Annotated in this window: 19 protein-coding genes; 9 read left to right on the forward strand and 10 right to left on the reverse strand. The window is 62.1% G+C overall.

Features of this window, described 5'->3' with window-relative positions; all coding sequences use genetic code 11:
* The first annotated feature begins 343 nt into the window (after nucleotides 1-343).
* Nucleotides 344-1,435 carry a hypothetical protein gene (locus tag D7T59_RS17665; RefSeq protein WP_180853047.1) on the forward strand — a complete coding sequence of 364 codons (1,092 nt, stop codon included), beginning with the start codon at nucleotides 344-346 and terminating at the stop codon, nucleotides 1,433-1,435.
* A gap of 56 nt (nucleotides 1,436-1,491) precedes the next feature.
* Here D7T59_RS17665 and D7T59_RS17670 read toward each other — a convergent pair whose 3' ends face one another.
* Both D7T59_RS17670 and D7T59_RS17675 read right to left on the reverse strand, forming a co-directional pair.
* Nucleotides 1,492-2,637 (reverse strand): YncE family protein, encoded by a 1,146-nt coding sequence (locus D7T59_RS17670; RefSeq protein ID WP_180853046.1) that lies wholly within the window; start codon nucleotides 2,635-2,637, stop codon nucleotides 1,492-1,494.
* 166 nt (nucleotides 2,638-2,803) lie between these two features.
* A complete protein-coding gene (locus D7T59_RS17675; protein WP_180853045.1) occupies nucleotides 2,804-3,730 on the reverse strand; it encodes an XVIPCD domain-containing protein in 927 nt (308 codons plus the stop codon).
* 549 nt (nucleotides 3,731-4,279) lie between these two features.
* Here D7T59_RS17675 and D7T59_RS17680 point away from each other — a divergent pair.
* Nucleotides 4,280-4,780: a hypothetical protein gene (locus D7T59_RS17680; protein WP_180853044.1), complete on the forward strand. Its 501-nt coding sequence runs from the start codon at nucleotides 4,280-4,282 to the stop codon at nucleotides 4,778-4,780.
* A gap of 10 nt (nucleotides 4,781-4,790) precedes the next feature.
* Entirely contained in the window at nucleotides 4,791-8,615 is a 3,825-nt protein-coding gene (locus D7T59_RS17685) for an XVIPCD domain-containing protein (protein ID WP_180853043.1), read from the forward strand.
* A 185-nt stretch (nucleotides 8,616-8,800) separates the two neighbouring features.
* Here D7T59_RS17685 and D7T59_RS17690 read toward each other — a convergent pair whose 3' ends face one another.
* On the reverse strand, nucleotides 8,801-9,457 hold the full coding sequence (locus D7T59_RS17690; protein ID WP_180853042.1) for a DUF6988 family protein: 657 nt from the start codon (nucleotides 9,455-9,457) through the stop codon (nucleotides 8,801-8,803).
* 132 nt (nucleotides 9,458-9,589) lie between these two features.
* On the opposite strand from D7T59_RS17690, the gene D7T59_RS17695 reads away from it, so the two are divergent.
* The 3 genes from D7T59_RS17695 (at nucleotide 9,590) to D7T59_RS17705 (ending at nucleotide 11,137) form a co-directional block, all read left to right on the forward strand.
* A complete protein-coding gene (locus tag D7T59_RS17695) occupies nucleotides 9,590-9,799 on the forward strand; it encodes a hypothetical protein (protein ID WP_180853041.1) in 210 nt (69 codons plus the stop codon).
* 91 nt (nucleotides 9,800-9,890) lie between these two features.
* Nucleotides 9,891-10,316 (forward strand): TonB family protein, encoded by a 426-nt coding sequence (locus D7T59_RS17700; protein ID WP_180853040.1) that lies wholly within the window; start codon nucleotides 9,891-9,893, stop codon nucleotides 10,314-10,316.
* Between the two features lie 452 nt (nucleotides 10,317-10,768).
* The gene (locus D7T59_RS17705) at nucleotides 10,769-11,137 is read left to right on the forward strand and encodes a hypothetical protein (protein ID WP_180853039.1); all 369 of its coding nucleotides are present in this window, start codon (nucleotides 10,769-10,771) and stop codon (nucleotides 11,135-11,137) included.
* 136 nt (nucleotides 11,138-11,273) lie between these two features.
* On the opposite strand, the gene D7T59_RS21445 is transcribed toward D7T59_RS17705, so the two are convergent.
* The 3 genes from D7T59_RS21445 to aceE all read right to left on the reverse strand — a co-directional run bounded on the left by D7T59_RS21445 (nucleotide 11,274) and on the right by aceE (nucleotide 18,049).
* Complete coding sequence (locus tag D7T59_RS21445; protein WP_180853038.1) at nucleotides 11,274-12,161, reverse strand: HNH endonuclease; 888 nt, start codon at nucleotides 12,159-12,161, stop codon at nucleotides 11,274-11,276.
* Nucleotides 12,162-13,329: 1,168 nt separating this feature from the next.
* Nucleotides 13,330-15,285 (reverse strand): NACHT domain-containing protein, encoded by a 1,956-nt coding sequence (locus D7T59_RS17720; protein ID WP_180853036.1) that lies wholly within the window; start codon nucleotides 15,283-15,285, stop codon nucleotides 13,330-13,332.
* Between the two features lie 76 nt (nucleotides 15,286-15,361).
* A complete protein-coding gene (gene aceE, locus D7T59_RS17725; RefSeq protein WP_180853035.1) occupies nucleotides 15,362-18,049 on the reverse strand; it encodes a pyruvate dehydrogenase (acetyl-transferring), homodimeric type in 2,688 nt (895 codons plus the stop codon).
* A 543-nt stretch (nucleotides 18,050-18,592) separates the two neighbouring features.
* On the opposite strand from aceE, the gene D7T59_RS17730 reads away from it, so the two are divergent.
* Both D7T59_RS17730 and D7T59_RS17735 read left to right on the forward strand, forming a co-directional pair.
* The gene (locus D7T59_RS17730) at nucleotides 18,593-19,153 is read left to right on the forward strand and encodes a PadR family transcriptional regulator (RefSeq protein WP_180853034.1); all 561 of its coding nucleotides are present in this window, start codon (nucleotides 18,593-18,595) and stop codon (nucleotides 19,151-19,153) included.
* A gap of 60 nt (nucleotides 19,154-19,213) precedes the next feature.
* Nucleotides 19,214-20,011, forward strand: a complete 798-nt coding sequence (locus D7T59_RS17735; RefSeq protein WP_180853033.1) for a siderophore-interacting protein — start codon at nucleotides 19,214-19,216, stop codon at nucleotides 20,009-20,011.
* 73 nt (nucleotides 20,012-20,084) lie between these two features.
* Here D7T59_RS17735 and D7T59_RS17740 read toward each other — a convergent pair whose 3' ends face one another.
* Both D7T59_RS17740 and D7T59_RS17745 read right to left on the reverse strand, forming a co-directional pair.
* On the reverse strand, nucleotides 20,085-20,258 hold the full coding sequence (locus D7T59_RS17740; RefSeq protein ID WP_180853032.1) for a hypothetical protein: 174 nt from the start codon (nucleotides 20,256-20,258) through the stop codon (nucleotides 20,085-20,087).
* Nucleotides 20,259-20,304: 46 nt separating this feature from the next.
* On the reverse strand, nucleotides 20,305-21,138 hold the full coding sequence (locus tag D7T59_RS17745) for a hypothetical protein (RefSeq protein WP_180853031.1): 834 nt from the start codon (nucleotides 21,136-21,138) through the stop codon (nucleotides 20,305-20,307).
* A 208-nt stretch (nucleotides 21,139-21,346) separates the two neighbouring features.
* Between D7T59_RS17745 and D7T59_RS17750 the strand changes: the two genes are divergently transcribed.
* Entirely contained in the window at nucleotides 21,347-21,748 is a 402-nt protein-coding gene (locus D7T59_RS17750) for a hypothetical protein (protein ID WP_057499930.1), read from the forward strand.
* A gap of 261 nt (nucleotides 21,749-22,009) precedes the next feature.
* Here D7T59_RS17750 and D7T59_RS17755 read toward each other — a convergent pair whose 3' ends face one another.
* Nucleotides 22,010-22,717 (reverse strand): YceI family protein, encoded by a 708-nt coding sequence (locus D7T59_RS17755; RefSeq protein WP_005407837.1) that lies wholly within the window; start codon nucleotides 22,715-22,717, stop codon nucleotides 22,010-22,012.
* A 75-nt stretch (nucleotides 22,718-22,792) separates the two neighbouring features.
* A complete protein-coding gene (locus D7T59_RS17760; protein ID WP_106549742.1) occupies nucleotides 22,793-23,383 on the reverse strand; it encodes a malonic semialdehyde reductase in 591 nt (196 codons plus the stop codon).
* Between the last annotated feature and the right edge of the window lie 60 nt (nucleotides 23,384-23,443).

Raw genomic sequence — 23,443 nt, forward strand, 5'->3', positions numbered from 1 at the left:
ACTTTTCGTGGCCAATTGCGACGACACATCGCGCTGCGACACAGATTGTCGGAGGGATCCGCATATTCCTCTCCGGGGAGACCATGTCAGTGCTGGGCCTCCCTTCCTTCAATCACCTGACGAGGAACGCCATGTTCAGAATCATCGGTGCCACCGTGGTGTACGGGCTCGCGCTGTATGGCCTGGGATGCTGGGTACGCGACAGCAACGAAGTACGTGACACCAGATAGACGTTTACTCCTGAGGAAACCCGGACGACCTCAGCGGTCGACAGCAGGCAACCCCCTCATCGGACAGCGAGGGAACACAGATCAGGATGATGGAACCCCCAGAAGGGAGATTGATGAACAAGCGTCATTCCGAACTCGTGACCTTCATTGACAATGTCGTCGCGGAACTGCGCCCGGTGCTGGCCTGGATCGAGCGCCATCCGGTACTCATTGCGTCGATTGCAGTACTTCTGCCCAGCGCGGGCATCCTCTACTACGCCGTCAGGGAAGAGCTGCCTCTCAGCCTGCTTTCGTCCGATGCCGTTTCCGCACTTCCCATGATGCTTGCGGTGACAGGGCTGCGCATCCTTGCCCTGGCCGTAATGTTCCTTTCCCCCATCGGGCTGTCACCCAACCGGTTCTCGTATACCCCAGGCCAGGGAATCAAGCTGCTTCCGGACGATCCGTCAAGCCGCAGAAGGACGCTCTGGCTCTGGAGCCTTGCACTGATCACGCCAGGCGCACTGCACTTCAGTGGAATCTATGTCGCGTCCTTCTACACCGAGATTTCAGATGCAGCACTGTGGCTCAGCACAATTGGCTGCCTGCTGATCTTCGTGTTCTTTTCCCGATTGGCGAAGCCCGATGACAGGAAGCAGAAATGGCTTTCCTTGGACAGCTACTTCCTGCTGGGCATGGGGCTCATGCAACTGCTGTCCATCAACACGATCATGCGGCTCATGCTCGGCCTGGTCTCCAGGGAAAGCGACCTGGTGATTGGCGTGTGCCTGCTCACGGCCGCAGTAGCATTGGGCATATTCCAGTCCATCGTCATCAGAGTGGTCGATGAACTGAGTGGACGATACGGCGTCGGTGTACTTGCACTCTCGTTCGCCTCGATCATGGTCACCGTGGCCATGCTCTTCCCGCCGACCGGTGCATTCCTGGCATCGCAGGTTGTCAATCCGCCAAGCGGCAAATCCGGGGGCTGCATGACGCTGGATCTACGATCGCGTGACAGCGCATCCCGCAGGCTCCTGATCGGTGATGGTACTGCTACCCATCCGATCAACGTTGTGTACTCGACAAGTTCCGTGCTGCTTGTACGCATCAAGGATGACGAAAGCAGGACTGTCCATCGCGTCCCCATGGACCAGGTTGCCGAGTTCATATCGTGCCCGCGGGAAGCAGACACGAAGAAGTCACCCGCAACACAGGGCACTTGATGCCCTGAGCCGAGCAGGGCCGCCCGTGCCGGACGCACGGGCGGCCCCGTAGCCGGTTACAGCTGGATCCGCGCCACGCTCTCGTCAGCGCCCTTGTCATCCTTCTCGCCGTTCTTGATGCTCACGAACAACACGTTGTTCTTCGCATCCAGCGCCAGGCTGTTCGGGTGGGTCGGCACCGTGTAGGTCGCCACCTTCTGGTAGCTGTCACTGTTGTAGGCCGTCACCGTGCCGGCTTCGCGGTTGGTCACGTACAGGCGCTTGCGCGGTGCATCCAGCAGGATGCCCAGCGGGCCGGCGTCGGTCGGGATGCTGGCCAGTTCCTTGCCGGTGCTGCGGTCGAGCACCAGCACGCGCTGGCCCGGATGCTTGCTGACCAGGCCACTGCTCTTGGCCTGGTAGCCACGCAGGAATTCCGAGCCCTGGTCGGTCACGAACAGGCGCTTGCCGGCCGGGTCCAGCGCGATGTTCATCGGCTGCTCGGCGGCGATCTTGTGCTGCGCCACCACCTTGTTCGAATCGGTGCCCACCACCACCAGGTCGGCCAGCAGGTTGCTGGTGTAGACGCGCTTGTTGGCCGCATCCAGCGCCAGGCCCGGTGCCTTGGCATTGCCCAGGCCATCGATGGTGTTGATCACCTTCAGCGTGGTGGTATCGATCACGAACAGCACGCTGCTCACGTCCGGCTGGCTGCTGTGGCCGGTCACGTACAGGCGGTTGGCCGCGCTGTCGACCACCAGCTCGCGCAGGTCGTGGGTGTAGGCGGCCTTGCCGTCCTTGCCGGTCTTCTTCTCCATCAACTGGATGGTGCCGACGGCCTTGTTCTGCGCGGTGTCGACCACGGTCACCGACAGGTCCACGGTGTTGCCCACGTACAGGCGGTTGTGGGCGTCATCCAGCACCACGCCGAACGCCTTGCGCTCCAGCGGAATACGGGTTTCAACGGCCAGCGTGGTCGGATTCAGGCGCAGCACCTGGGCCGGGCCGGCGTCATCGCCGAAACCACCGGACGAGGCCACGAACACGGCGTTCTGCTTCGGGCTGTAGGCCAGCTCGTACAGGCCCTTGGCCACGGCCTGGCGCTGCACGGCGGCGGTGGCACTGGCGGCAGGTGCGTTGTCGGCGAACGCGGAGGGCACGCCGAGGCTGAGCGAAACGGCAACGGCCAGGGCGGCCGAGCGGAAGAGAGGATTACGGAACATGCGAGCGTCCTTGAATGGGCACGGGAAGGTGTCCTGGCTCGCTGGGCCGTACTGCGACGGCCCGCCCCGCATCTGTCTGCGCAGGGTGGGCTGGCTGGGGTTGCGGGGGAATGGTAGCAGGTGGGGGGCGTGGCGTGCGCCGGCGCGCGTATGGCAGGTGCGCGGACTACTGCTCCTTCAACCGCAGCGAATCAGCCACATCGGTCTTGGCCGCCACCTCGGTGGCGATGCTGGCGCGGCGGTGCCCCGGGTCGTTGCGGTCGCCCTGCACGATGAAGATGCTCTCGGCTGCATGGCTGCTTTGGGTCGGCTGGCTGAGCAGCACGTGATCCACCCGCGAGAGATTGTTCTGCTTGGCCAGCACCAACAGGCTGGCGCTGATGCGCTGGCTGACAGCATCGAACGGGCGCCCGTGCGCGGCGTCCAGTTCGGCCACTTTCTGGATCAGCTGCGAGAACAGGCGGTGGTCCGGGTGCGAGGGGTCCAGCAGCGTGCCGGCCACCTCGATTGGCGTCGGTGGCGGCTCATCGCTGGCACGGTCGCCCTGGCGATGATGCTCGGCCTCGCGCTCGGGCATCGCGTGGTGGGTTTCGGTATCCAGATCGCTACCCGGAAACGGCGCGGCAATGCACTGGATTTCCGGCAGGTTGAACAGCACCGCGAACTCGCCCAGGTTGCTGCCCCCATCCAGCGGCGCCGGCAGCGGATGCAAGCCGGCGTAGTGCAGCGCGGCCCAGACGAAATCGCTGCAGCGGTTGATGGTGGCCGGGCGATCCACATCGAATTCGAACTCGGCCGGTTCCTCGGCGAAATCACGCAGGCAGCCGTAATGCTCCTCAGTGATTTCCAGGGTGCGGCTGTAGTACGGGTCCAGATGTTCGTCGGCATCGTCATGGCGCACCTGCGCGTACTGCACGCCGGTGAGGGTTTCGCCCGGCACCTGGCGCGGTGGCGCGAAGCCGTAGCTGTGGGCCTCGTCGCCCGCGGCCACCTGCAGGTACATGTGGCCGCGCGGCGAGATGCCCCCACTCTTCAGTGGGGTGCCGGGGGCGGCCAGGTACAGCGTTGCCGTGTAGCGTGTTGCCTGCTCCATGCCTGTTCAGCCTTGATGGGTGCTGCGGTCCTGGCTGGATGATGGCATAGGTGGGATGGGGGGTAGGTGGAGGACAAAGTTGGGGCCACGACTGGCATGCTGAATGTGTGAACCAGCGTGCATTCCGGCGGTGCCCATGTATCGTTGTATGGAGTAAGGCGGGAGTGGGCCGTATAGTTGGCGCATGTGAAGCAATGGATTTGCTCATGGACCTCATCGTGAGGCTGCCGACACTGTTGCCCTTGTATGAACGATTACGCGGGCCGTGCTTTCAGGCTCGGCCCGCTGTCGCGATTGGCTCGAAACCAACCATCAGCCAAGCAGACGCGCAAGGCCCACGCCCTCGCCTCAAGCAGCGATCCGACATGCTGCGGGCTTTTGAATCCCGTGATGGATCTATCGCTGGCAAGGTCATCGGCCCGACGTCGCGCGGCATCAAAGGTGACCGGGCTGTTCTGGCTACGGATGCCCTCCCTATTCTTGCGGACGCCGACCGATCCACTCAATCGGTCACTAGCAGCAGCCGCCCCACTAAACGCAGGAACTAAGATGCCCTTCCATTTCCAGGCCAAGCCTTACTCCTCGCTCGATCCGATCAGTGAAACGGAGATCCCTCGCCCAAGAATTGGACCGACTGTTCTGGCAGACGGTCGGCACGGGACCGAGTATCAGTTCGCCATCTATCGCGGAGAGTCGCGTGTAGGTGGAGTTGGATTCGATGGGTGGGATGAAACTACGCAGGACGAAGGACGCTCCGTCCACTGCTTCGTCTTTGACCTCAAGCATGCTCAGGTCATCCACGCCATGCTGGCATACAAGCAGATGTTGGGTAACGCCGATGACGACTTCACCTATCTCAAAGGGCTCGCACAAGGGTTCGTACTTTCATTCGCAGGCCGAACTGACAACGATGAATCCCTACGCTATCTCGCGGTGACCAGTCCGCAGGCACTGATGGAATCGCAGATTCCGGCACCCGCAGACGTCGTCACGTTGACCGACGGCTCCATCGTGCTGGCCAGCGTTGAAGTCCCCGCATTCGGCGCCTGAGGTCTAAGCCATGAGCAAATTCATCTTCGATGATTTTGTGAAGACCACACTCGGCGGCGCAACCCAGGCCGGGAGTGGAGAAGCCCTGACTGCGCAACAGATTTCCGATGTCATCACCTATCTGAAATCACCGGGATCGGGTCCAACCACCAGCGCCAGCTTCGAACAGTATGTAACCGGCAATATGCAGGCCCACCCTCCGCGACTTCCGGATGGGATGGATTACCTCGCGTTCTCGGGCAAGGACACCACAAGAATCTCCAACTACACCAATGCAGAGGTGTACTCAAAGGATATCAACGGAAAGTCGGGAATAATTGGCGATACCCCATGGGGAAAGTTCGTCGATCAGCTAGCCAAGAATCCAGCTCACATCCCCGATCTCCAGTCGATGGAAGCTGGCCTCAGAAGCGTGATGGAGTCAAAGGGGATCGTTCCCTTCGACAAGAACTATGTGGGTGCGCTCCAAGACATAATGTGGAACGCCGGCAGCCCAAAGTTCTTCGAGAACGCCATTGCTACGGGCAAGCCGCTGATCGCTTTCGTGGATGGGGCGCCTCCCGATCGCGGTTTCAGTAGGTTCGAACTAGCCACCGCCCTCGACCACCCCACTGTCCGCATCAACGGCTACCCCATAAGCGCCTTCGGCCCAGAGCCGCTGGCCTTCGCAAGCCAGTCCGCCGCCGAGTACCAGGCACTTGAGCGCAGCCTCGCGCAGCATGCCACCACCAACAGCGTGCACCCCGTCGACGTTGCGCAGGTGCGCCTGCATCTCAAGCCCATCGACGGCTATGACGCTGTCAGCAAGACGCTCTTCGAACGACCGCTGCACGATTACAGCACGTTGAACCTGAGCGAGATGTCGACCACGCGCGCGAACTGGGTCGCCGCGCATGCCAACCTGGGCACAGGACCGCGACTGTTCGCTGAATTGCCCGAACCACCATCGCATGCGCCCCTGCAGCCAGGAGCTCCACGCGGCCCTCCCCATGCGGCGACGGTTGCCGAAGCAGCTGCCGACGTTGCACCGCATGGCGTACATGCCGGAATCAATCCCGCCATCAAGGTTGCCGGCGTTGCAGGCGTCGCACTGCTTGCGCACGACTTCGCCACCTCCGGGCACAAGTGGATTGAGCTGAACTCGCAGGGCAATGCCGCAGGCGCAGATTCCACCGCTGCACACTTCATGGGCCGCAACGTCGGCGGCGCAGTGGGTGGCTTTCTTGGCGGTGCCGGTGTCGGCCTTGCTTCGGGCTCGTGGACGGGGCCCGGCGCCATTGCAACGGGTATCGGTGGCGGCGTCCTCGGTGCGTACCTCGGCGAACGCTGGGCCGAGCAGAAAGACATCGAACGCGTCTACTCCCAGGTCGATCCGATGGGGCGCACCTGGACACGCGACCCGGCCGACCCCAATGGGCGATGGCTGCGATCCGGTGAACAGCAGCAGGTCCAGAGCACCGACCTGGGCACCGGCGTCGAAGTCCGCCCGGTGCAGACGGCACAGGGTGACGACGTCACCTTCCGCACCAGCTACGTCGCCACCGGCACACTGGAGCGCCAGTTGAACTGGCAGGCGGCTCGGGCCTCGTATGAGTTGGGCTTGTCGAACCCGCCACCATCGCAGAATCCCTACCGCCTGAGCGCCAATGGCTTGGCCGAGCCCGCGCGAGCTGCCTTCGAAACGGATCGCGCCTTTGTACGCGATGCCAGCTCGGGGCAATGGGAACTTGAAATCAAGGAAATGGTGGATGGTCGAGTGCCCAACAGCCGCCACCTGCCAGTCTCGGCGGAGCAGGCGCAGGCGCTGGATGAACAGTCACGCACGGTCATCGCCCAGAACGCGTCAAACACCAAAGCCGCGATGGCTGCGCGCTATATGGTTGCTCACGAGCAAGGGCGTTGGAGCGACTTCGGCGACGCGAACAATCCATCCATTCCTCGTGCCGTTCAGGACGCGCAAGCCAGCGCCGACACGTTGAAGGCGAGTGATGGCAATGCCTATACACGGCAGGCGGACGGCCAATGGGTCAGCAAGGGTGTGATCTTTGACAGCGCCGCCAACCGAAACCTGAGCGACGAACTGGAGATCACCTGGCAAAGCCAGAATGACGGTATTGCCGGACTGCACGACATCGCGAGGCAGCTCAAGGACACCGCACAGGTTGCACACGAAGGTATTCGCGGCCAGGTGGATGCGCTGTACGCGCGCCATGGCATCGAGCGCACCGAGCAGCAGCTTGCAGCTACAGCCGTCGCGGTGGAGCAGACGCTGAACCTGCAAGGCAGAACAGGCGACGTGGTTCTGGAGCTGATGCCAGACCCCCGTACCCACGCACCCAGCGCAGAAAGTGCCATCGCCACGTTCGGTGACGCCGGCGGAAACCGGATGGTGCTCACCGGCACCACCACCATTGAGGACATTACGCGGGCTCAGTCGCAGCTTCGGCCTGAGGCCTCACTGGCTGCCCAAGGCGCCACACCTGCAGATCAAGCAACGACGCCCGACGTGCCCGAGCTACGCATTGCTGCATTGACTGCAAAGGAGCAGGACGCACACCGGCAAGCCCTGCAGGAGGCCAATCGCCAAGGCAGCGCGGCGGTGGATGCGCAGCAGGCAGCGTCTACGGCCGTGCTGGAGGCGCGAGGGGTGCAGGTCGACCCGGTTGAGGCAATGAAGGTCGACAGTGACCTGCAACGGGGTGCAGCAACCAGCGCTGCCGTTGAGCCCGCTCGGGAACCCGCTCCTGCACCCGCTCCAGTCATCGCGGCGCCCTCGGCGGTGATTGTTGAGCCAGAACGCACACGTCCTTCGCGTGAGAGTGAGCAACGAGTGGAGAGTCGCTCTGAACGGCAAGCCGATTCGGCGCAGCGTGCAGAGGATGCCGCCCGGCAGGACGTTCGGAAGGAGGAGCCAGCACCGACTGCACCAGCAGTGGGCCCACAAAGTGCCTCGCAACATGAACCGACAGTAGAGCAGACCTATGAGGAGCGGAATGCCTCGGTCGTAAGTACTGCGGCCAGTGCAGGCTCAACCCAGCCAGTTCACATGCAGGAGCACAAGGCTGAGGATCCCGCACGTGAGGGTAGCGCTGAGCCGCAGAAGCTTGCGGATGCACTGCCGGTGCAGCCCGCCGTCGCTACAGTTCAGGACAAAGCCGAGAAGCCACTGCCGCAACCTTCTGAGAACGAGCAGGCCCGAAGGACCGCGCAGGAAGTCCCGTTGGATCTCCCAGTCCCGCCCCCCCCGGCCCGGGACAATTCGGAGCTGGAACCTGCAGGCCCCCGATCCGCTGACGTTGGCGGAGACGCTGCCCATCAGACAGCGCTGCCCTCCCCACCTTCAGGTGAGGAGCGCGACCTCCCTGAGCAGGTAGCGCCGCCGTCGGCCGCTCTGGCAGAAAGCAATCCGATGCAGCCCGGCCATCCCGATCACGCGCTCTATCTGCAGATCCGTGAGGGCGTAGCGGAGCTGGATGCCAGGCACGGCCGCAGCTTCGATGCCACGAGCGAGAAAATGACCGCCAGCCTGCTGGTTCTGGCCAAGGACAATGACCTGTCCCACGTTGACCACGTGCTCGTAAGCAACGCCACTGCAACGCATCCTGCCGGCCATACCCTCTTCGTGGTGCAGGGCGAGACGAACGATCCTGCCCATCTGCGCGCTTCCATGTCTACCGCAGAGGCTGCGCAGACACCGGTGGAGGAATCACTGCTGCAGTTCGATTCGGTCAGTAGGGAAGCGCAGCAGCGCGCACTGGCCAATCAGCAGGAGCAGCTATTGCAGGATGAGCGAGCACAGCAGGATATCCAGGTGCGGGCAGCAAACGCGTGGTAGCTGCGAGGATCCGCCGGCACGGCGATCGGCTGTTGGACCACCGCTGGCCCTTCGCACTAACATGGCAACCGCAGAGGCCGCCCAGCGGCCGGTGCAGGAGAGCCTGAACCAGGAGGAAGCAATCGGCCACCGCCAGGCGCGTGAGCAGGCAGACATGCGATGTAGGCAGTCGGCTTCAGCTAGCTCTACCGCTCTACCTGCGCCCTCGCCTCGATGGCCCGGCGTTTTTCTTCATCGAAGAGAAGACACTCGGCAAAGGCCTCATCGAGCCGCAGCACTTCCTTCTGCAATTCCGGAACGCCGGTAAGGATAGCAAGGTGCTGACCCGCCATCATCGAAAGGTTGTTGCTCATCCGGATGACGTTGATCGCCAAGGGCGTGGGGAAGCCATCGCGGCTTCGGCTCATTGCGTGCACCCCTGCGTGTACGAATGAGTTCAGCGGAGCCCAAGCGTGGACCTTCAGTTCGATGAGGTGCGGGAGCAGATTGGTCAATTCCGCTACTTTTGCGAATGCTTCCAGCATCTTCGACAGCATCGGCAACTTTTGCTCGCTCGTTCCAGCCTCCGGCGGCAGGCACAGCAGCTCGACCTGCTTGTCGTCTGCGCAGTGCAGGATCCAGACGGACCGCGTGAAGGCCTCGTACTGGCAGTGCATCAATGCCATCGCAGAGGACGCCATGCCGGCCTGCAGCAGCGTGCGAAGGGCGTCTGCATGTTCAAGGCTCAGCAATGCTGCGTCCAGTGACGCCAACAATCTGGGCGAGTCATCCGCCAGCGGATGATCCACCGTGGAGAGGATCGCCTGGCGAAGCAGCGCGGATCGATTGAGCAGGTCTTCCATGACGATGACTCCTGGTATCGGCGGGTGGAGCATATCCAGTGGGGGGAGCCGTCCGCCAGAGCGCATGCGGGACTGGTCCCATGCTTTGAGACAGATCCGGACCATCCTGCCCTCCCCCACTGGAGGATGCCCATGACCAGGATCGACCCCACATGGCTGGAGGCCTTCGACAAGGAGCTCCTCCACCTGTTTGCCATCGACCATAGCGATGCCGGCATGGATGAGTACCTGATGCGCTGCTACGCAGACCTCCCACCGCGCGAGGCTGCACTGGCGTTCGGCAGCGACTACGACCTGGAGCGCGACGATGCACTCTGGCCACGGCCGGACGCGCCTATGTAATCCGCGCAGAAATCCCGCACGCCGGCATTCAAGGCAAGCGATGCCAGGGGATGGCCGCTATGCTGGCAGCGCACCGGAATGGAAACCACGTATGCCCCATTTGAACACCGCCCTGGCACTGAACCTCGCCCTGATGCTGCTGGGCGCTACACCTGCCATGGCCATGGCGGCAGACCCGCAGGTTTCCACCGAAGTATTCGTAGAGGCCGGCGACAACCCCACCTTCAAGCTGCAGCAGGCGCCCACCGTTGTGTATTCAACGCCCCTCGCCACGCCGCCCGATACCTTCCTGCAGGCTCCCATGGCGGTGCTGCTGGTTGCTCAACTGGATGAGCTGGGCCACGTTTCCAACGTGATGGTGGCGCGGTCCAGCGGACTGCGGGAGCTTGATCGTGCGGCCTTTACCGCAGTGGACCAGTGGCGCTTTGATCCGGTCGTGGTTGAGGGCGTCGCGCTGCATGCGCGGGTGCGGGTCCGCCTGACCTTCGTGCCTACAGCCGAGGCGCCGCCCGGCTGAACCGTCGGTCCAATCTGTCGCGATTGGCTCCAGGTCATCGCCCTAGCTGCCGGTATTCCTGCGCTTGGAGTCAATAGCGCCAAGCCCTTCAAGACCGTTGCAGCGCAATCGCTTGCCGGCTTAACACCGTGTGCGACAATGCCGAAAGCGTCAGGACTGGCAATGATCAGTCCTGTGGTTTCTTGGCATTTGGCAGCTGCGCGGGTATCTCTTGGCGTGCCACCGGAAAAGGGTGGCGCGGGACTCGAAAACCCGTCTTGATGTCAGATGTATACGCTTGCCAGCCGGCGTCACTTTTACGTGGCGCCGGCTGGCAATCCGTTCGCGTTCCATGGCGGGCGGTGCGTGGGGGTCTTCGGACCCGCCGGTCTGACATCTACCGGTTTTCGAGCCACGCATCGTCCGCCGCCTTTATCGGTGGCGCTGCTATCTGTCCTGTACGGAGCACTGCCATGAACACACCGGACTTCCGTTCCCTGCAAGCGCAGTACGATCCGGACCACGCCGAACGCGAGCGCGAACCGTCCGTCGATCCCAACGCCTTCGTCGCCACGCTGCACCGCATCGGAACCGGTGCGGCTGCGGACGGCCAGCCTTGGCCGGAGCGGCATCAACTGCCTGGGCGCTGTCTACAGCTGGCGGATGCGGATTGCGCGTTGGCGGGCCTGCGTGTGGTGGCAGAGCTGATGCTGGCTGCGGAGCGGACTCGGCAGAACGGCTCGCCAGAGGAGTACGTGGGGGATCGGGTTATGGAAGGATTGAAGATGGCGTGTGTTGCGTTGACTGCGCAGGTGGCTGAGCGGTTGCACGTGCGGGAGTAGCCCAGTTGGACGTGGCCAACTGTCGCGTGACTGCTGGCCATCCACGTGCTATCGGCTAACGTCGGTTGGGAAGTCAACTTTGCGGGTTCCGCAAGGCATCCCCGATTCGGAGATGCCTACTCCCGGTGGTCATTGCCTACTTACGCAGCAGTACGGCCCGATGGTAATTCAGGTACGAGACCTGCACCGCCGAGAACGGAACGCTCGGAATCTTCTGCACCACATCCCACCTCAAGCGCACTGCCTCCGGCAACTGCTTGCTCAGAATTAGCCGGCCGTCATCTTCAAACGAGATGTATCCACGGTCGAATAGCCGATCGATATGGGGCGCCAACATCAGCCCATTGCTTCCATCAAGGCGCTCAGAATTGGTGCTCTTCGCCCAGGGCTTAATGTGGCTAGCGATAAGAAATTTGGGCTCACTGGTACCGGTAACGCGGCAGACCTTTTCGATTTCGCTGACGTTCTTACGGTAGATTCCCTGTCCCACTCTGGCATTGATCAGCTGGGCCTTCACTGTATCGACAATATTCTTGTCTTCCTTGATCTCCTTGACTCGCACCTCGTCTTGCCAAGCGCTTAGGACATCGATGTCAACGTTGAGCAGCGACAGCAGCTCAGCAGCCATTTCCTGGGGCACTGGGAACAGGTATGCCTGGTTGGCCTTGCCATCCGGCTTCAGTGGCGAGTACTTCCTCGGAAGACTCGGCCCGATCTTCGCCATGTGCTCGCTCACCTTTAACGGCGCTTCCACAAGGTGATAGTCCACCGGAACGGCCCATCCGTCCCTGCGCCATTCGTTGTCCGTCTTCTTGAAGTCATCAGGGCGATCTTTCGCATAGTGCGCGCCATTGACGATTGCGACAGCCTTGATTCGAGTGTTGGCAAACGCAAAGACCACATCACCCGGACGTACCTGGGTCATGTGCTCATAGAAGGGATTCGTCTTCCCTTCTACATTGGTCTTCGGCGACCACAAGTAGCCTGCCTTAACAGCCCGATCAAACGTCTGCTTCTGGTTCACCCACCAGTACGCCATCCCTGCTTCCCCTGTCTCATCAAATTGATGCGGCCTATTGGCCTACGAGACGGGATAGTACCTTCCGATGTCGTAATCAGCACGCTCTTTACGGATACAGCGAGGGCACGGTGACACCCTGCCTCCTCTCTTTACCTTGCTGCGACGGGGCACCCTACAACTGAACTTCTGCAAGACTCTCTTCGTGTCCTTCGCACGTTTTTCGCCGTTCATGATGTGCACAAACACCCTGTTGCTATTTGTGTTCCGACTCCAGGCTGTGCGGATGGGGCGGCACCGGGCAGGTTGTCACCTTACGGCAACTGTCCGCGTTGTAGACCACCGCCGTACTAGCTTCGTGGATGGTTGGTACAGGTAGTCGTTATAGGGCTTTCGAGGCGCCCTACTCTGCCACGCCACTCCTATCGGTGGCGCTGCTTGTGTGCTCTGTAGGGATAATATTTTCGCTCCCTGCACGCGCAGTACGATCCGGAAAATGCCGAAGCCGGATGCAAACTGCCCATCGACCCCCAGCTTTTTTCGTCGTGACGTTGCACCGCACTGGAACCGGTACAGACGGCCGGCCCTGGCCGACGCGACATCAATTGCCTGAGCATTGCCCTCCGCAGGCGGACTCATGCCGCAGGCTGGCCGGTCTGCGCTGGTGGCGAACTGACGCTGGCCAAGGAATGCGCGCGGCAGAACGATGCGCTCGAGGAGTATCTGCGGGGGCTGATAATGGAGGGCCTAACTATGGCTTTTGCAGCGTTGACTACACAGATTAATTAGCGCACGCGGGTGGGGGGGGGTAGTTGCTGATCCGTAAGATGACCAATGCCCACCATAGTGCACGCTGCCAAGCCGTTCTGCGCAGCATTGGCGCATGCTTCTTTATCCGAACCGACGGAATTGACCTGCAGAGCCGGAGCATACTCGACACGCCGATGCTCGCTGACGATCAGCTTCGCCATGGATCTGCCTATCAGAAATAATGCCCACCTTTAACTGGATAAAATACATAGTGAGCCCCCCCCCCTTATAAAACTACAAACCCCGTCTACGACCTAAATATCTTTGAATTATCTTAACGCGTACGCATATTGACAGCCGCATCAATAGGATCGCTCACAACAAAACATATCGACCCCGCCAAACCAAAATCTCAGAAATTCAACTATGACTTCAATCCAGCAAGCAGTGCCGAAAGTCCTTCAGACATTGAATTCTCGGCGTCTATCTGCTCTTTTCTTCGAACAACCTTATCAAGACTAATCAAATAATTCTCATTTCGCCATTGATTCGATTTCCGAGAATGCGACAAACCCACCAAAGAAGGCATCATTTTTATGAATTTCTCCCGAAAATCCGCCTCCTGCGACAGAAGTTTATCTATATCAAACCACTCCCCCTCTGGAAGCCACTCGAAGCCGTTAATGAAGCTAACATAATCTTCATCATTAGCATTCTCAAGCAGATCATCAATAAATAAATCAAGAAATGCAACGTCACTATTGAGGTCAAACTGAATCGGCCGAGCTTTTCTCACCCGGGCCTGTTCCGCGGAACTTAAAGAGGGGTCATCAAACTCAGGCTTACCCGATGCCATTATTCTAAACTTACCAACAGCAAAGCGAAGCGAGCTGATGGCAATATCCCCCTCACCCTCAAGAATAGCTATAAATCTATTCAGAGCAGGAAGAACAACCTCCCGCCCAAACAACTGAGGATGCAAACTCCTCAGAAAATACATCACCTGAGAAAACTGATCGGCAGCCGGTGAAGATATTATCGACCTTACAAGGCTTGAGCCATTGTGAGAATTAGCCACAAAATCAGCGGCAAAATACTCGCCAATCGTCTTGTGAGAGAATTTCATTTCCGACCCGTCCCGAGAAAGCAGCGGGACTGCAACTAGTAAATCATCCAAGAAGTTCGCCGGGGACACCGGCGAAACCGCTGCAAAGCCGATGGCTCTCTCAATGTAACCTACTGCATTCTGCTCCGTCATCCCTCCACTGGGTGGATCAGCAATAAGTAAGAATGCGAAAGCTCTGGTTAGCCGCCTAAAGCTATCAAATTCCAGCCCGGAGATCTTCTTCCTCGCAAAACCTCCTTTCGAGAGGTCATGCCCCTTGAACAAGGCAGCGTACAGATCATCATAGAAGCTTGATTCATTCGGGGATATTTCGCCATTATGCCCAAATGAAATGTATAAAAGCGCAACTAATATTGGCTTTTCAAGAAAATGCTCAGGCAATTCATCCAGCCGATGAAGCAATCTAGCCCCAACATCGATACCAGCAAACTGATCAAATCGATTGATCAAAGACGCAGCCTGAACCTTACTCAGCGGGAGAAAGTTAAAAATTTTCGAGCCTGCCATGATTGGCAGAGAAACTTCCGGACGAGAAGTTACAACGATCGATGCTGTATCCGCCTTAACGGATAGCTCTTCTATCTGAACACACAAGGACTGTCGCGCTTCAACAGGCACTTCGTCCAAACCATCCAAAACAATAAGAAATCTACCTACCGACAACAAGCTAAGAAAAAGCTCTCTGTCATACTTCTGATGAAGATCATCAAAATCCCGAGCAAGCGCTTCGAGGAGGCTTTCATTCTCTCCCACTCGGCGCAACTCAACGAAGATTGGGATTCGGTCCGAACTACTGACTTCCAGCATAGAAAGGTGCTTCACATAGGTAGACTTTCCCATGCCTGCACCATCAATTATGAAGCTACGAGTTCCTGGCCTCGTCAAATCCATCCAAAATATAGGTTTCGCCCCAGCCCGCTGGCGCCGAGACGCTGCAAAGTTCATTCGCGCTGTAACATCGACCAGCAAAAGCGGCTCATAAACCTCAGGCAACGGAACGGATCTCTGAGGAAATACAAGCGAAGTTACGCTAGAAATTCGTTTGAGAAGACGTCGAAGATATTTCTCTGAAGCATCTGCTAAACGAGCGGCTTCAACTCGTTTGTCGCGTTCTCTCGTACGCGCCCAGCCCTTTACTTTCTCTAGTTTCGGCGCAAGCAGTGCATCGATGAATCCCGACGCAGGCTTTAACGCTTCTTTAGCCACGGGCAAAAGGTCGACTGCAGTAACCATTTTATTGGGTATCTCAGACATGAAGTTAGAAACTCACGCTCCCCACAACAACGCGGAGCGGCGACCCCGCTCCGCGGACCACTTAACTATCTAGCAATCAAACCCCAACAGGATTAGCCTTCTCCGGATCAATCTTGTACTGCTTGATCGCCCGGGCCACATCCTTCCCGGTCATCTTCCCGTCCTTAGCCAGCGCCGCAATCGCGGCATGCGCGATGTAGTACCGGTCAACCTCAAAGAACCGGCGCAGGTTCGCACGCGTATCCGAACGGCCGAAGCCATCCGTACCCAGCACCGTGTACGACATCGGCACGAACGCACGGATCTGGTCCGCATACGCACGCACGTAGTCGGTGGCGGCAATCGCCGGGCCCTGGCGGCCTTCCAGCAGCTCGGTCACGTAGGCCTTGCGCTGCTCACCTTCCGGATGCAGGCGGTTGGCACGTTCCACGTCGAAACCATCGCGGCGCAGTTCGTTGAAGCTCGGGCAGCTCCAGATATCAGCGGTCACGCCGAAGTCCTTGTCCAGCAGCTCGGCGGCGGCAATGGCTTCGCGCAGGATGGTGCCCGAACCCAGCAGCTGCACGCGCAGCTCGCCCTTCTTCGGCTTGCCGGCGTCGGTCAGCAGGTACATGCCCTTGACGATGCCTTCGGCCGCGCCTTCCGGCATTTCCGGGTGGGTGTAGTTCTCGTTCATCAGGGTGACGTAGTAATACTCGTCCACCTGGTCTTCCATCATGCGCTTGGTGCCGTGCTGCAGCACCACGGTCACTTCGAAGCCGAAGGTCGGGTCGTAGCTGCGCACGTTCGGAATGCCACCGGCCACCAGATGGCTGAAGCCATCTTCGTGCTGCAGGCCTTCACCGTTCAGCGTGGTGCGGCCGGCGGTGCCACCCAGCAGGAAGCCGCGGGTACGCATGTCGGCGGCCTGCCAGGCGATGTCGCCCACGCGCTGGAAGCCGAACATCGAGTAGTAGATGTAGAACGGCAGCATCGGCACATTGCTGACCGAGTAGCTGGTACCGGCGGCCATCCACGAGCTGATCGCACCCGGCTCGCTGATGCCCTGCTGCAGCACCTGGCCGCTCTGGTCTTCGCGGTAGAACATCAGCTGGTCGGCGTCGACCGGCTTGTACTTCTGGCCGAACGGCGCGTAGATGCCGATCTGGCGGAACAGGCCTTCCATACCGAAGGTACGGGCTTCGTCGGCCACGATCGGCACGATGTGCGGGCCCAGTTCCTTGTCGCGCAGGGTGATGTTCAGGCTCTGCACGAAGGCCATGGTGGTGGAGTAGCTGCGCTCGCCGCTGCTCTTCAACAGGCGGTCGTAGGCTTCCAGCTTCGGCGCCACGAAGGTCTTGTCGGCCTTGCGGCGGCGCTGCGGCAGGTAACCGCCCAGCGCGGCACGGCGTTCCTGCAGGTACTGCACTTCCGGCGAATCCGGGCCCGGGTGGTAGAACGGCACCTGGCCGTCGGCCAGCTGCGCGTCGGTCACCGGAATGTTGAAGCGGTCGCGGAAGTGGCGCACGGCTTCGTCGTCCAGCTTCTTGGTCTGGTGGGTCGGGTTCAGCGCTTCACCGGCGCTGCCCATGCCGTAACCCTTCACGGTCTTGGCCAGGATGACGGTCGGCATGCCCTTGGTGTTCACGGCCTGGTGGTAGGCGGCGTACACCTTGTGCGGGTCGTGGCCACCACGGTTCAGGCGCCAGATGTCGTCGTCGCTCAGGCCGGCCACCATCGCAGCGGTTTCCGGGTACTTGCCGAAGAAATGCTCGCGGGTATACGCGCCGCCGAAGGCCTTGCAGTTCTGGTACTCGCCGTCGACGGTTTCCATCATCAGCTTCTTCAGGACGCCGTCGCTGTCCTTGGCCAGCAGGGCATCCCAGTAACCGCCCCACAGCAGCTTGATCACGTTCCAGCCGCCGCCACGGAACACGCCTTCCAGTTCCTGGATGATCTTGCCGTTGCCGCGCACCGGACCGTCCAGGCGCTGCAGGTTGCAGTTCACCACGAAGATCAGGTTGTCCAGGCCTTCACGGCCGGCCAGGGCGATGGCACCCAGGGTTTCCGGCTCGTCGCTCTCGCCGTCGCCGATGAAGCACCACACCTTGCGATCGGACTTCTCGATCAGGCCACGGTTTTCCAGGTAGCGCATGAACTGCGCCTGGTAGATGGCGGCCAGCGGGCCCAGGCCCATCGACACGGTCGGGGTCTGCCAGTATTCCGGCATCAGCCACGGGTGCGGGTACGAGGACAGGCCACCGCCGTCCACTTCCATGCGGAACTTGTCCAGCTGCTCTTCGCTGATGCGGCCTTCCAGGAAGGAACGCGCATAGATGCCCGGGGCGCTGTGGCCCTGGATGAACAGCAGGTCGCCCGGATGGCTTTCGCTCGGGGCGCGCCAGAAGTGGTTGAAGCCCACGTCGTACAGGGTGGCGCCGGAGGCGAACGAGGCGATGTGGCCGCCCAGGTCACCCGGCTTGCGGTTGGCGCGCACCACGGTGGCCATCGCGTTCCAGCGGATGATCGAACGGATGCGCCATTCCAGCTCGGCATTGCCCGGGCTCTTGGCCTCGAGCTGCGGCTCGATGGTGTTGACGTACTCGGTGGTGGGAGAGAACGGCAGGTAGGCGCCCGAACGACGGGTCAGTTCCACCATGCCTTCCAGCAGCTGATGCGCGCGCTCGGAGCCCTCGACATCAATAACGGCCTTCAACGACTCGATCCACTCCTGGGTTTCCACAGGATTCGGGTCGTTGTTCAGCACCTCGTTCAACCAGTTCATTAGCGCTCCCATAACCGCACGCACGCGCGCGACTGTTGTATAGATTTCTAGACCGCAAAGTGTAGCGCACCAAGGGCTTTCGTCACTTGGCTACGCAGGCGTATGGATGCAACCGGCCAGTGTCCGCAAGGGGCTTGCACGTCCCGGTGAAGGCCCTGCGGCGGGCCGTGGCGGCTGCGCGGGCTGTCGCTTGCGGGCTGCTGCGCCCATGTGCAGGACGCAGTGTTACCGCTGCCGATGACGGTTGTAGGGCAACTCCGGCGCCGCCGTAGGGGCGGTTCGGGCGGCGCTACTGAACCGGCGACAACATGTCGCACCTGCCTCTGGATCTGTGCCGGTCGTGGGCCCAGGGTGGCCCGCGAGTGATGGGCCCGGTGGCCCTGCTCCCTTCCACAGCATCGCCGGGGCGCCTCGCAAGGGGCGCCCCTTTTGCTGCGCGCGGCCAGCCGTGGCCCAAAACAGAGCTGCTTGTGGCCGGATCGATGATTGTCGGCTTCGGCATATCGATATATCGTTTGCACACTCGTTTACCGATATATCGAAATGAGCCGTACCCCTTCTCCCAGAGCCCGTTCCCCCGACCCGGCGGTACCGCGCCGCAACGGCCAGCCGCGGGTGCTCAGCCGCGGCGACCTGCGCCTGCTGGTGCTGGCCCTGATCGGCGAACAGCCGCGCCATGGCTACGAGCTGATGCAGCTGATCAGCAACCAGTTCATGCAGGCCTATACGCCCAGCGCCGGCACCATGTACCCGCTGCTGGCCAGCTTCGAGCAGGCCGGCTGGATCGAGGCCGAGGAAGTGGATGGCAAGCGGATCTTCCGCATCACCACCGCCGGCGAGTTCGAGCTGAAGGTGCAGCGCACCCAGGTGCGCCTGGCGCAGCGACGCGCCTTCGACCGTGCCCGCGAGATCACCAAGGCCTCGCTGCCGCCGCCGCTGGCCACTGCCCTGCGCGAGTTCAAGCGGGCGCTGGTGCACCACCACGGCCGCTGGGCCGAGGGCGAGGCGGAAGAAGTTGCGGCGCTGCTGACGCGGGCATCCGCGCTGCTCAACGGTACGGCCGGTAGCGAGAGCCAACCCTTTTCAACGACCCAGCCAGACTGACTCCAGCCAGGTCGCCCCTACGCCGCGCGCCCCCCGCGCGACACCTTTACAGGTATCCCCATGACCGAACACAACAACACGCGCCTGCGCCTGGATGTGCGCTTCCGTGAACTGACCGTGCTGCGCACCGAAGAGGTCACCCCGCACATGCGCCGCATCGTGCTGGGTGGCGCCGAGCTGGCCGGTTTCGATTCGCCCGGCGCCGACGACCACATCAAGCTGTTCTTCCCCAATGCCAGCGGCGAGATGGTGCTGCCGGTGCTGACCGCCGAAGGCCGCAGCTACCCGGCCGGCAAGGAGCCCTCACCGGCCCGCGACTACACGCCGCGCTGGTGGGACCACGAAACCGGCGAGCTGGCCATCGACTTCGTGCTGCACGACCAGGGCATTGCCGGGCCGTGGGCCGAGCAGGCCCAGGCGGGCGACATGCTGGTGATCGGCGGCCCGCGCGGCTCGTTCGTGGTGGCCGACAGCTTTGATGCCTATGTGCTGATCGGCGATGAAACTGCGCTGCCGGCCATCGCCCGCTGGCTGGACGTGCTGCCGGACGGTGCCGAGGTGCAGGCCTTCATCGAAGTGAGCGACGAAGCCGAACGCCAGGACCTGCCGCAGTACGAGAACGTGCGCATCCACTGGCTGGAGCGCAACGGCTTCCCGGCGGCGACCAGCACCCTGCTGGAAGACATGCTGACCGACTTCGAAGCACCGGACGGCGACGTCTTCTACTGGATCGCCACCGAATCGCGCCGCGCCCGCATGATGCGCAAGTTCATCGAAGGCCACCTGGGCGTGCCGCGCGACTGGATTCGTTCCACCGGCTACTGGAAGGCCCACCCGGACGAAACCGACGGCGATTGACCAAGAGATGGCGGATGCGGACCGTTGGTCCGCCCGCCCTCCGATGGGTAGTGCCGGCCGCTGGCCGGCAACCTCATGAACCTTTGGCAGGAACCCGCAGCTGCCGGCCAGCGGCCGGCACTACCACGCTGGACGCCGCCCGCAGCGCGATGATCAGCAGCGGCAGCAGCCCGAAATCCGCACGCATCGCGCTGCGCGCGATGAGTCGAGCATGGCTCGACTCTACAGGGGCTACGCCGCCGCTCATGCACCTTCTTGCCTGGCTGGGTAGTGCCGGCCGCTGGCCGGCAACCTCATGAACCCTCGGCAGGAACCTGCAGCTGCCGGCCAGCGGCCGGCACTACCGCGCTGGACACCACCTGCCGCGTCCACCCGAACCGCTGCGCGGCCCAGATCTCCAGCGCCACCAGCAGCGCGATGACCAACAGCGGCAACAGCAGCCCGAAGTACACACCCGGCATCATGCCGTTGATCTGCGCCTTCACCAGCCGCAGCACGCCACGGGTGTGCAGCAGCTCATCCACATGCATGGTCAGCGCTTCGCGCACCACCTTCGGCTCGAGGCCGATCGTGCCGGCCTTGTCCACCAGCGTGTCTTCCACCATGCCGCGCAGCAGGCCTTCGCGCACCTTGCCGATCACCCATCCCGCACCACGCGCCAGCGGGCCATCGCCAAGACGGTCCAGGCCGGGCAGCGGGTGTTCGCTCAGATAAGCCGAGGCGATGGTGTCGGCCACATCGCCCACCGTGCCCTGGCTGCGCAATGCCTCGCGCATGCGCGGGTCGTCCAGTGAATCGGTGAAGCCTTCGCTCCAGCCTTCCACCAGGGTCTGCAGATGCGGCTGGAAATGATCGAGCTGCTTGAACAGCGCGCGGTGCGCACCGGCGGTGAAGCCCAGCTGCAGGCCGAAGAAGGCGGTGGCCAGCGGCAGCAGCACCACGTAGCTGGCCAGCAGCCAGTGATGCCAGCGCTTGCGCCGCTGCAGCCAGCCGCGGCGGTGCAGCCCGCGCCAGGCGAGGATGCCCAGCACCAGGCCAAGCAGCGTGCCGAGCACGCTGCCGCCCAGCAGATCGAGCACGCTCAGGCCCGTCCAGAATTCGTTCAACCAGTACTGCGCGTCCTGCATGGTCTTCCTTCCGTGGGTGGTACAGCGGGCCATTGTAGAGCCGAGCCCACGCTCGGCTGCTTTTCGTTCCGCCATCGGAGAACCCTCGCGCTGCGCGCGATGAGCCGAGCATGGGCTCGGCTCTACAGGGATTCCGCCGCCCGGTTCAACGCATCAGCCGGCAAGCAATGCGACAATCGCGCTCCTTTCCTGCAGCAACGAGGCCCACATGGCCAAACTGACCCTGGCCAGCGTGGACGCGCTGCGTACCCGCTTCGCCGATGACGCCGCCTGCGATGCGGCCCTGGCCGCTTTCGCCGACACCGCCGCACTGCGCGCGCCGCTGCGCGAGCTGGTGGAGGCACAGCACCGCTACCTGCAGGCCGAGTTCGAAGTGGCGCAGGTGGCTGATGTGCTGCGCCGCGACCAGAAGTACGCGCCGGTGGGCCGCCCGTCGGTGCATATCGTGCAGCTGCGCAAGCAGCAGGCTGCGACCAAGCAGGCGGCGCTGATCGCCCGCCAGGTGGTGGCGCAGGCCGCGCAGACCTTCGTGCGCGTGAGTGGCATGACAGTGAAGGCCAAGCAGAGCCCGAGCGAAGCGTGCGTGGCATGGTTGGGCGCGCTGCGCTGAGCACGCCCCGCACGATGTGATGGAACCGAGCAGCGGTAGAGTCGACTGTTGGTCGACTCGCGCGCGCAGCGCGGGGTTCTGGCATCCCGCGAAGAGCCGTCGACTAACAGTCGACTCTACCAAAGCGAATTCCGGCCGCCATGACAAGGCGTGCGTGCCAACCAAGGTTGGCACCTACCAACGCGTGTTCCCCAGCACCCAAAAAGAAGGCCCGCTTTCCAGCGGGCCTTCTGCCTTCTCACGACGAGTGAGCGGGGTGCATCAAGCGGCCGGCTTTTCGCCGGTGGCTTCGGTGGTGATGCGGATCTTCACTTCATCGCTGACGTTCGGGGCATACGCGCCGACGCCGAAATCGCTGCGCTTCAGGGTGGTGGTGGCATCGAAGCCGGCGGCCGGAACCTTGGCCATCGGGTGCTCGCCGCCGCCGTTGACGGTGACGTCCAGGGTGACCGGCTTGGTGATGCCCTTGATGGTCAGGTCGCCGGTGACGGTCAGCTTGTTGGTGCCGGCCGCTTCCACCTTGGTGCTCTTGAAGGTGGCATCGGCGAACTTGGCGGCGTCGAAGAAGTCGGCGCTCTTCAGGTGCTCGTCGAACTTGGCGGTGAAGCTGTTCAGGCCGCTCAGCGGCAGCTTCACTTCCACGGTGGACTTGGTCACGTCTTCGGCGTTGTACACCAGGGTGCCTTCGACGTTGCCGAAGTGCGCGCTGGGGTTGGAGAAGCCGAAGTGGCTCCACTGGGCCAGCACGTCGGTGTGGGTCGGGTCCAGCTTGTAGGTGCCCGAGGCGATCTTGATCGCTTCGGCGGCCGGGGCGGCAGCGGCGGCATCGGCAGCCGGGGTAGCAGCCTGTTCGGTGGTGGCCGGGGCGGCGGCATCGGCAGCCGGGGCAGCGGTGTCGGCCGGCTTGGAGCAGGCGGCGATGGCCAGGGTCAGGGCCAGCGGCAGCAGCAGTTTACGGGTGGCGCTCATCTCAGGAACTCTCCGGATCGTAGGGTGGGTACAGCAGGGACCGCCAAGGGGGCGGCCCGGAATCGATGCAGCGACTTACGCGATGCGCGCCGCTTCGTCGAACGACAGGCGCGGCAGACGCGGGAACAGGCCCGCCGAGTCACCGTAACCCAGGTTGACCAGGAAATTCGACTTGATGGAGGTACCGGCGAAGAACGCTTCGTCCACCTTGGCCGGATCGAAGCCCGACATCGGGCCGGCATCCAGGCCCAGCGCGCGTGCGGCCAGGATCAGGTAGGCGCCCTGCAGGCTGCCGTTGCGGATGGCGGCTTCGTGGCGGCCTTCCTGCGGGCCGTCGAACCAGGCCTTGGCATCGGTGTGCGGGAACAGGTACGGCAGCTTTTCGTGGAAATCCAAGTCGAAGCCGATGATGGCGGTGACCGGGGCGGCCATGGTCTTGGCCAGGTTGCCTTCGGACAGGGCCGGGGCCAGCTTTTCCTTGGCTTCCTTCGAAGTAACGAAGACGAAGCGGGCCGGCGTGGTGTTGGCCGCGGTCGGGCCCCACTTCACCAGGTCGTACAGTTCCTGCAGCAGGCTGGCCGGAACCGGCTTGTCGAGGAAGGCGTTCTGGGTGCGGGCAGTACGGAACAGCTGATCAAGGGCAGCAGCGTCGAGCGCGTGGGACATCGGTGGATCTCCAGGGCGGCTAAGGGAAGTCAGTGCCCGCGGGCGGCGCGGGGCGAATCG

This window comes from Stenotrophomonas maltophilia (genome assembly GCF_013464915.1).
GTDB lineage: Bacteria > Pseudomonadota > Gammaproteobacteria > Xanthomonadales > Xanthomonadaceae > Stenotrophomonas > Stenotrophomonas maltophilia_AT.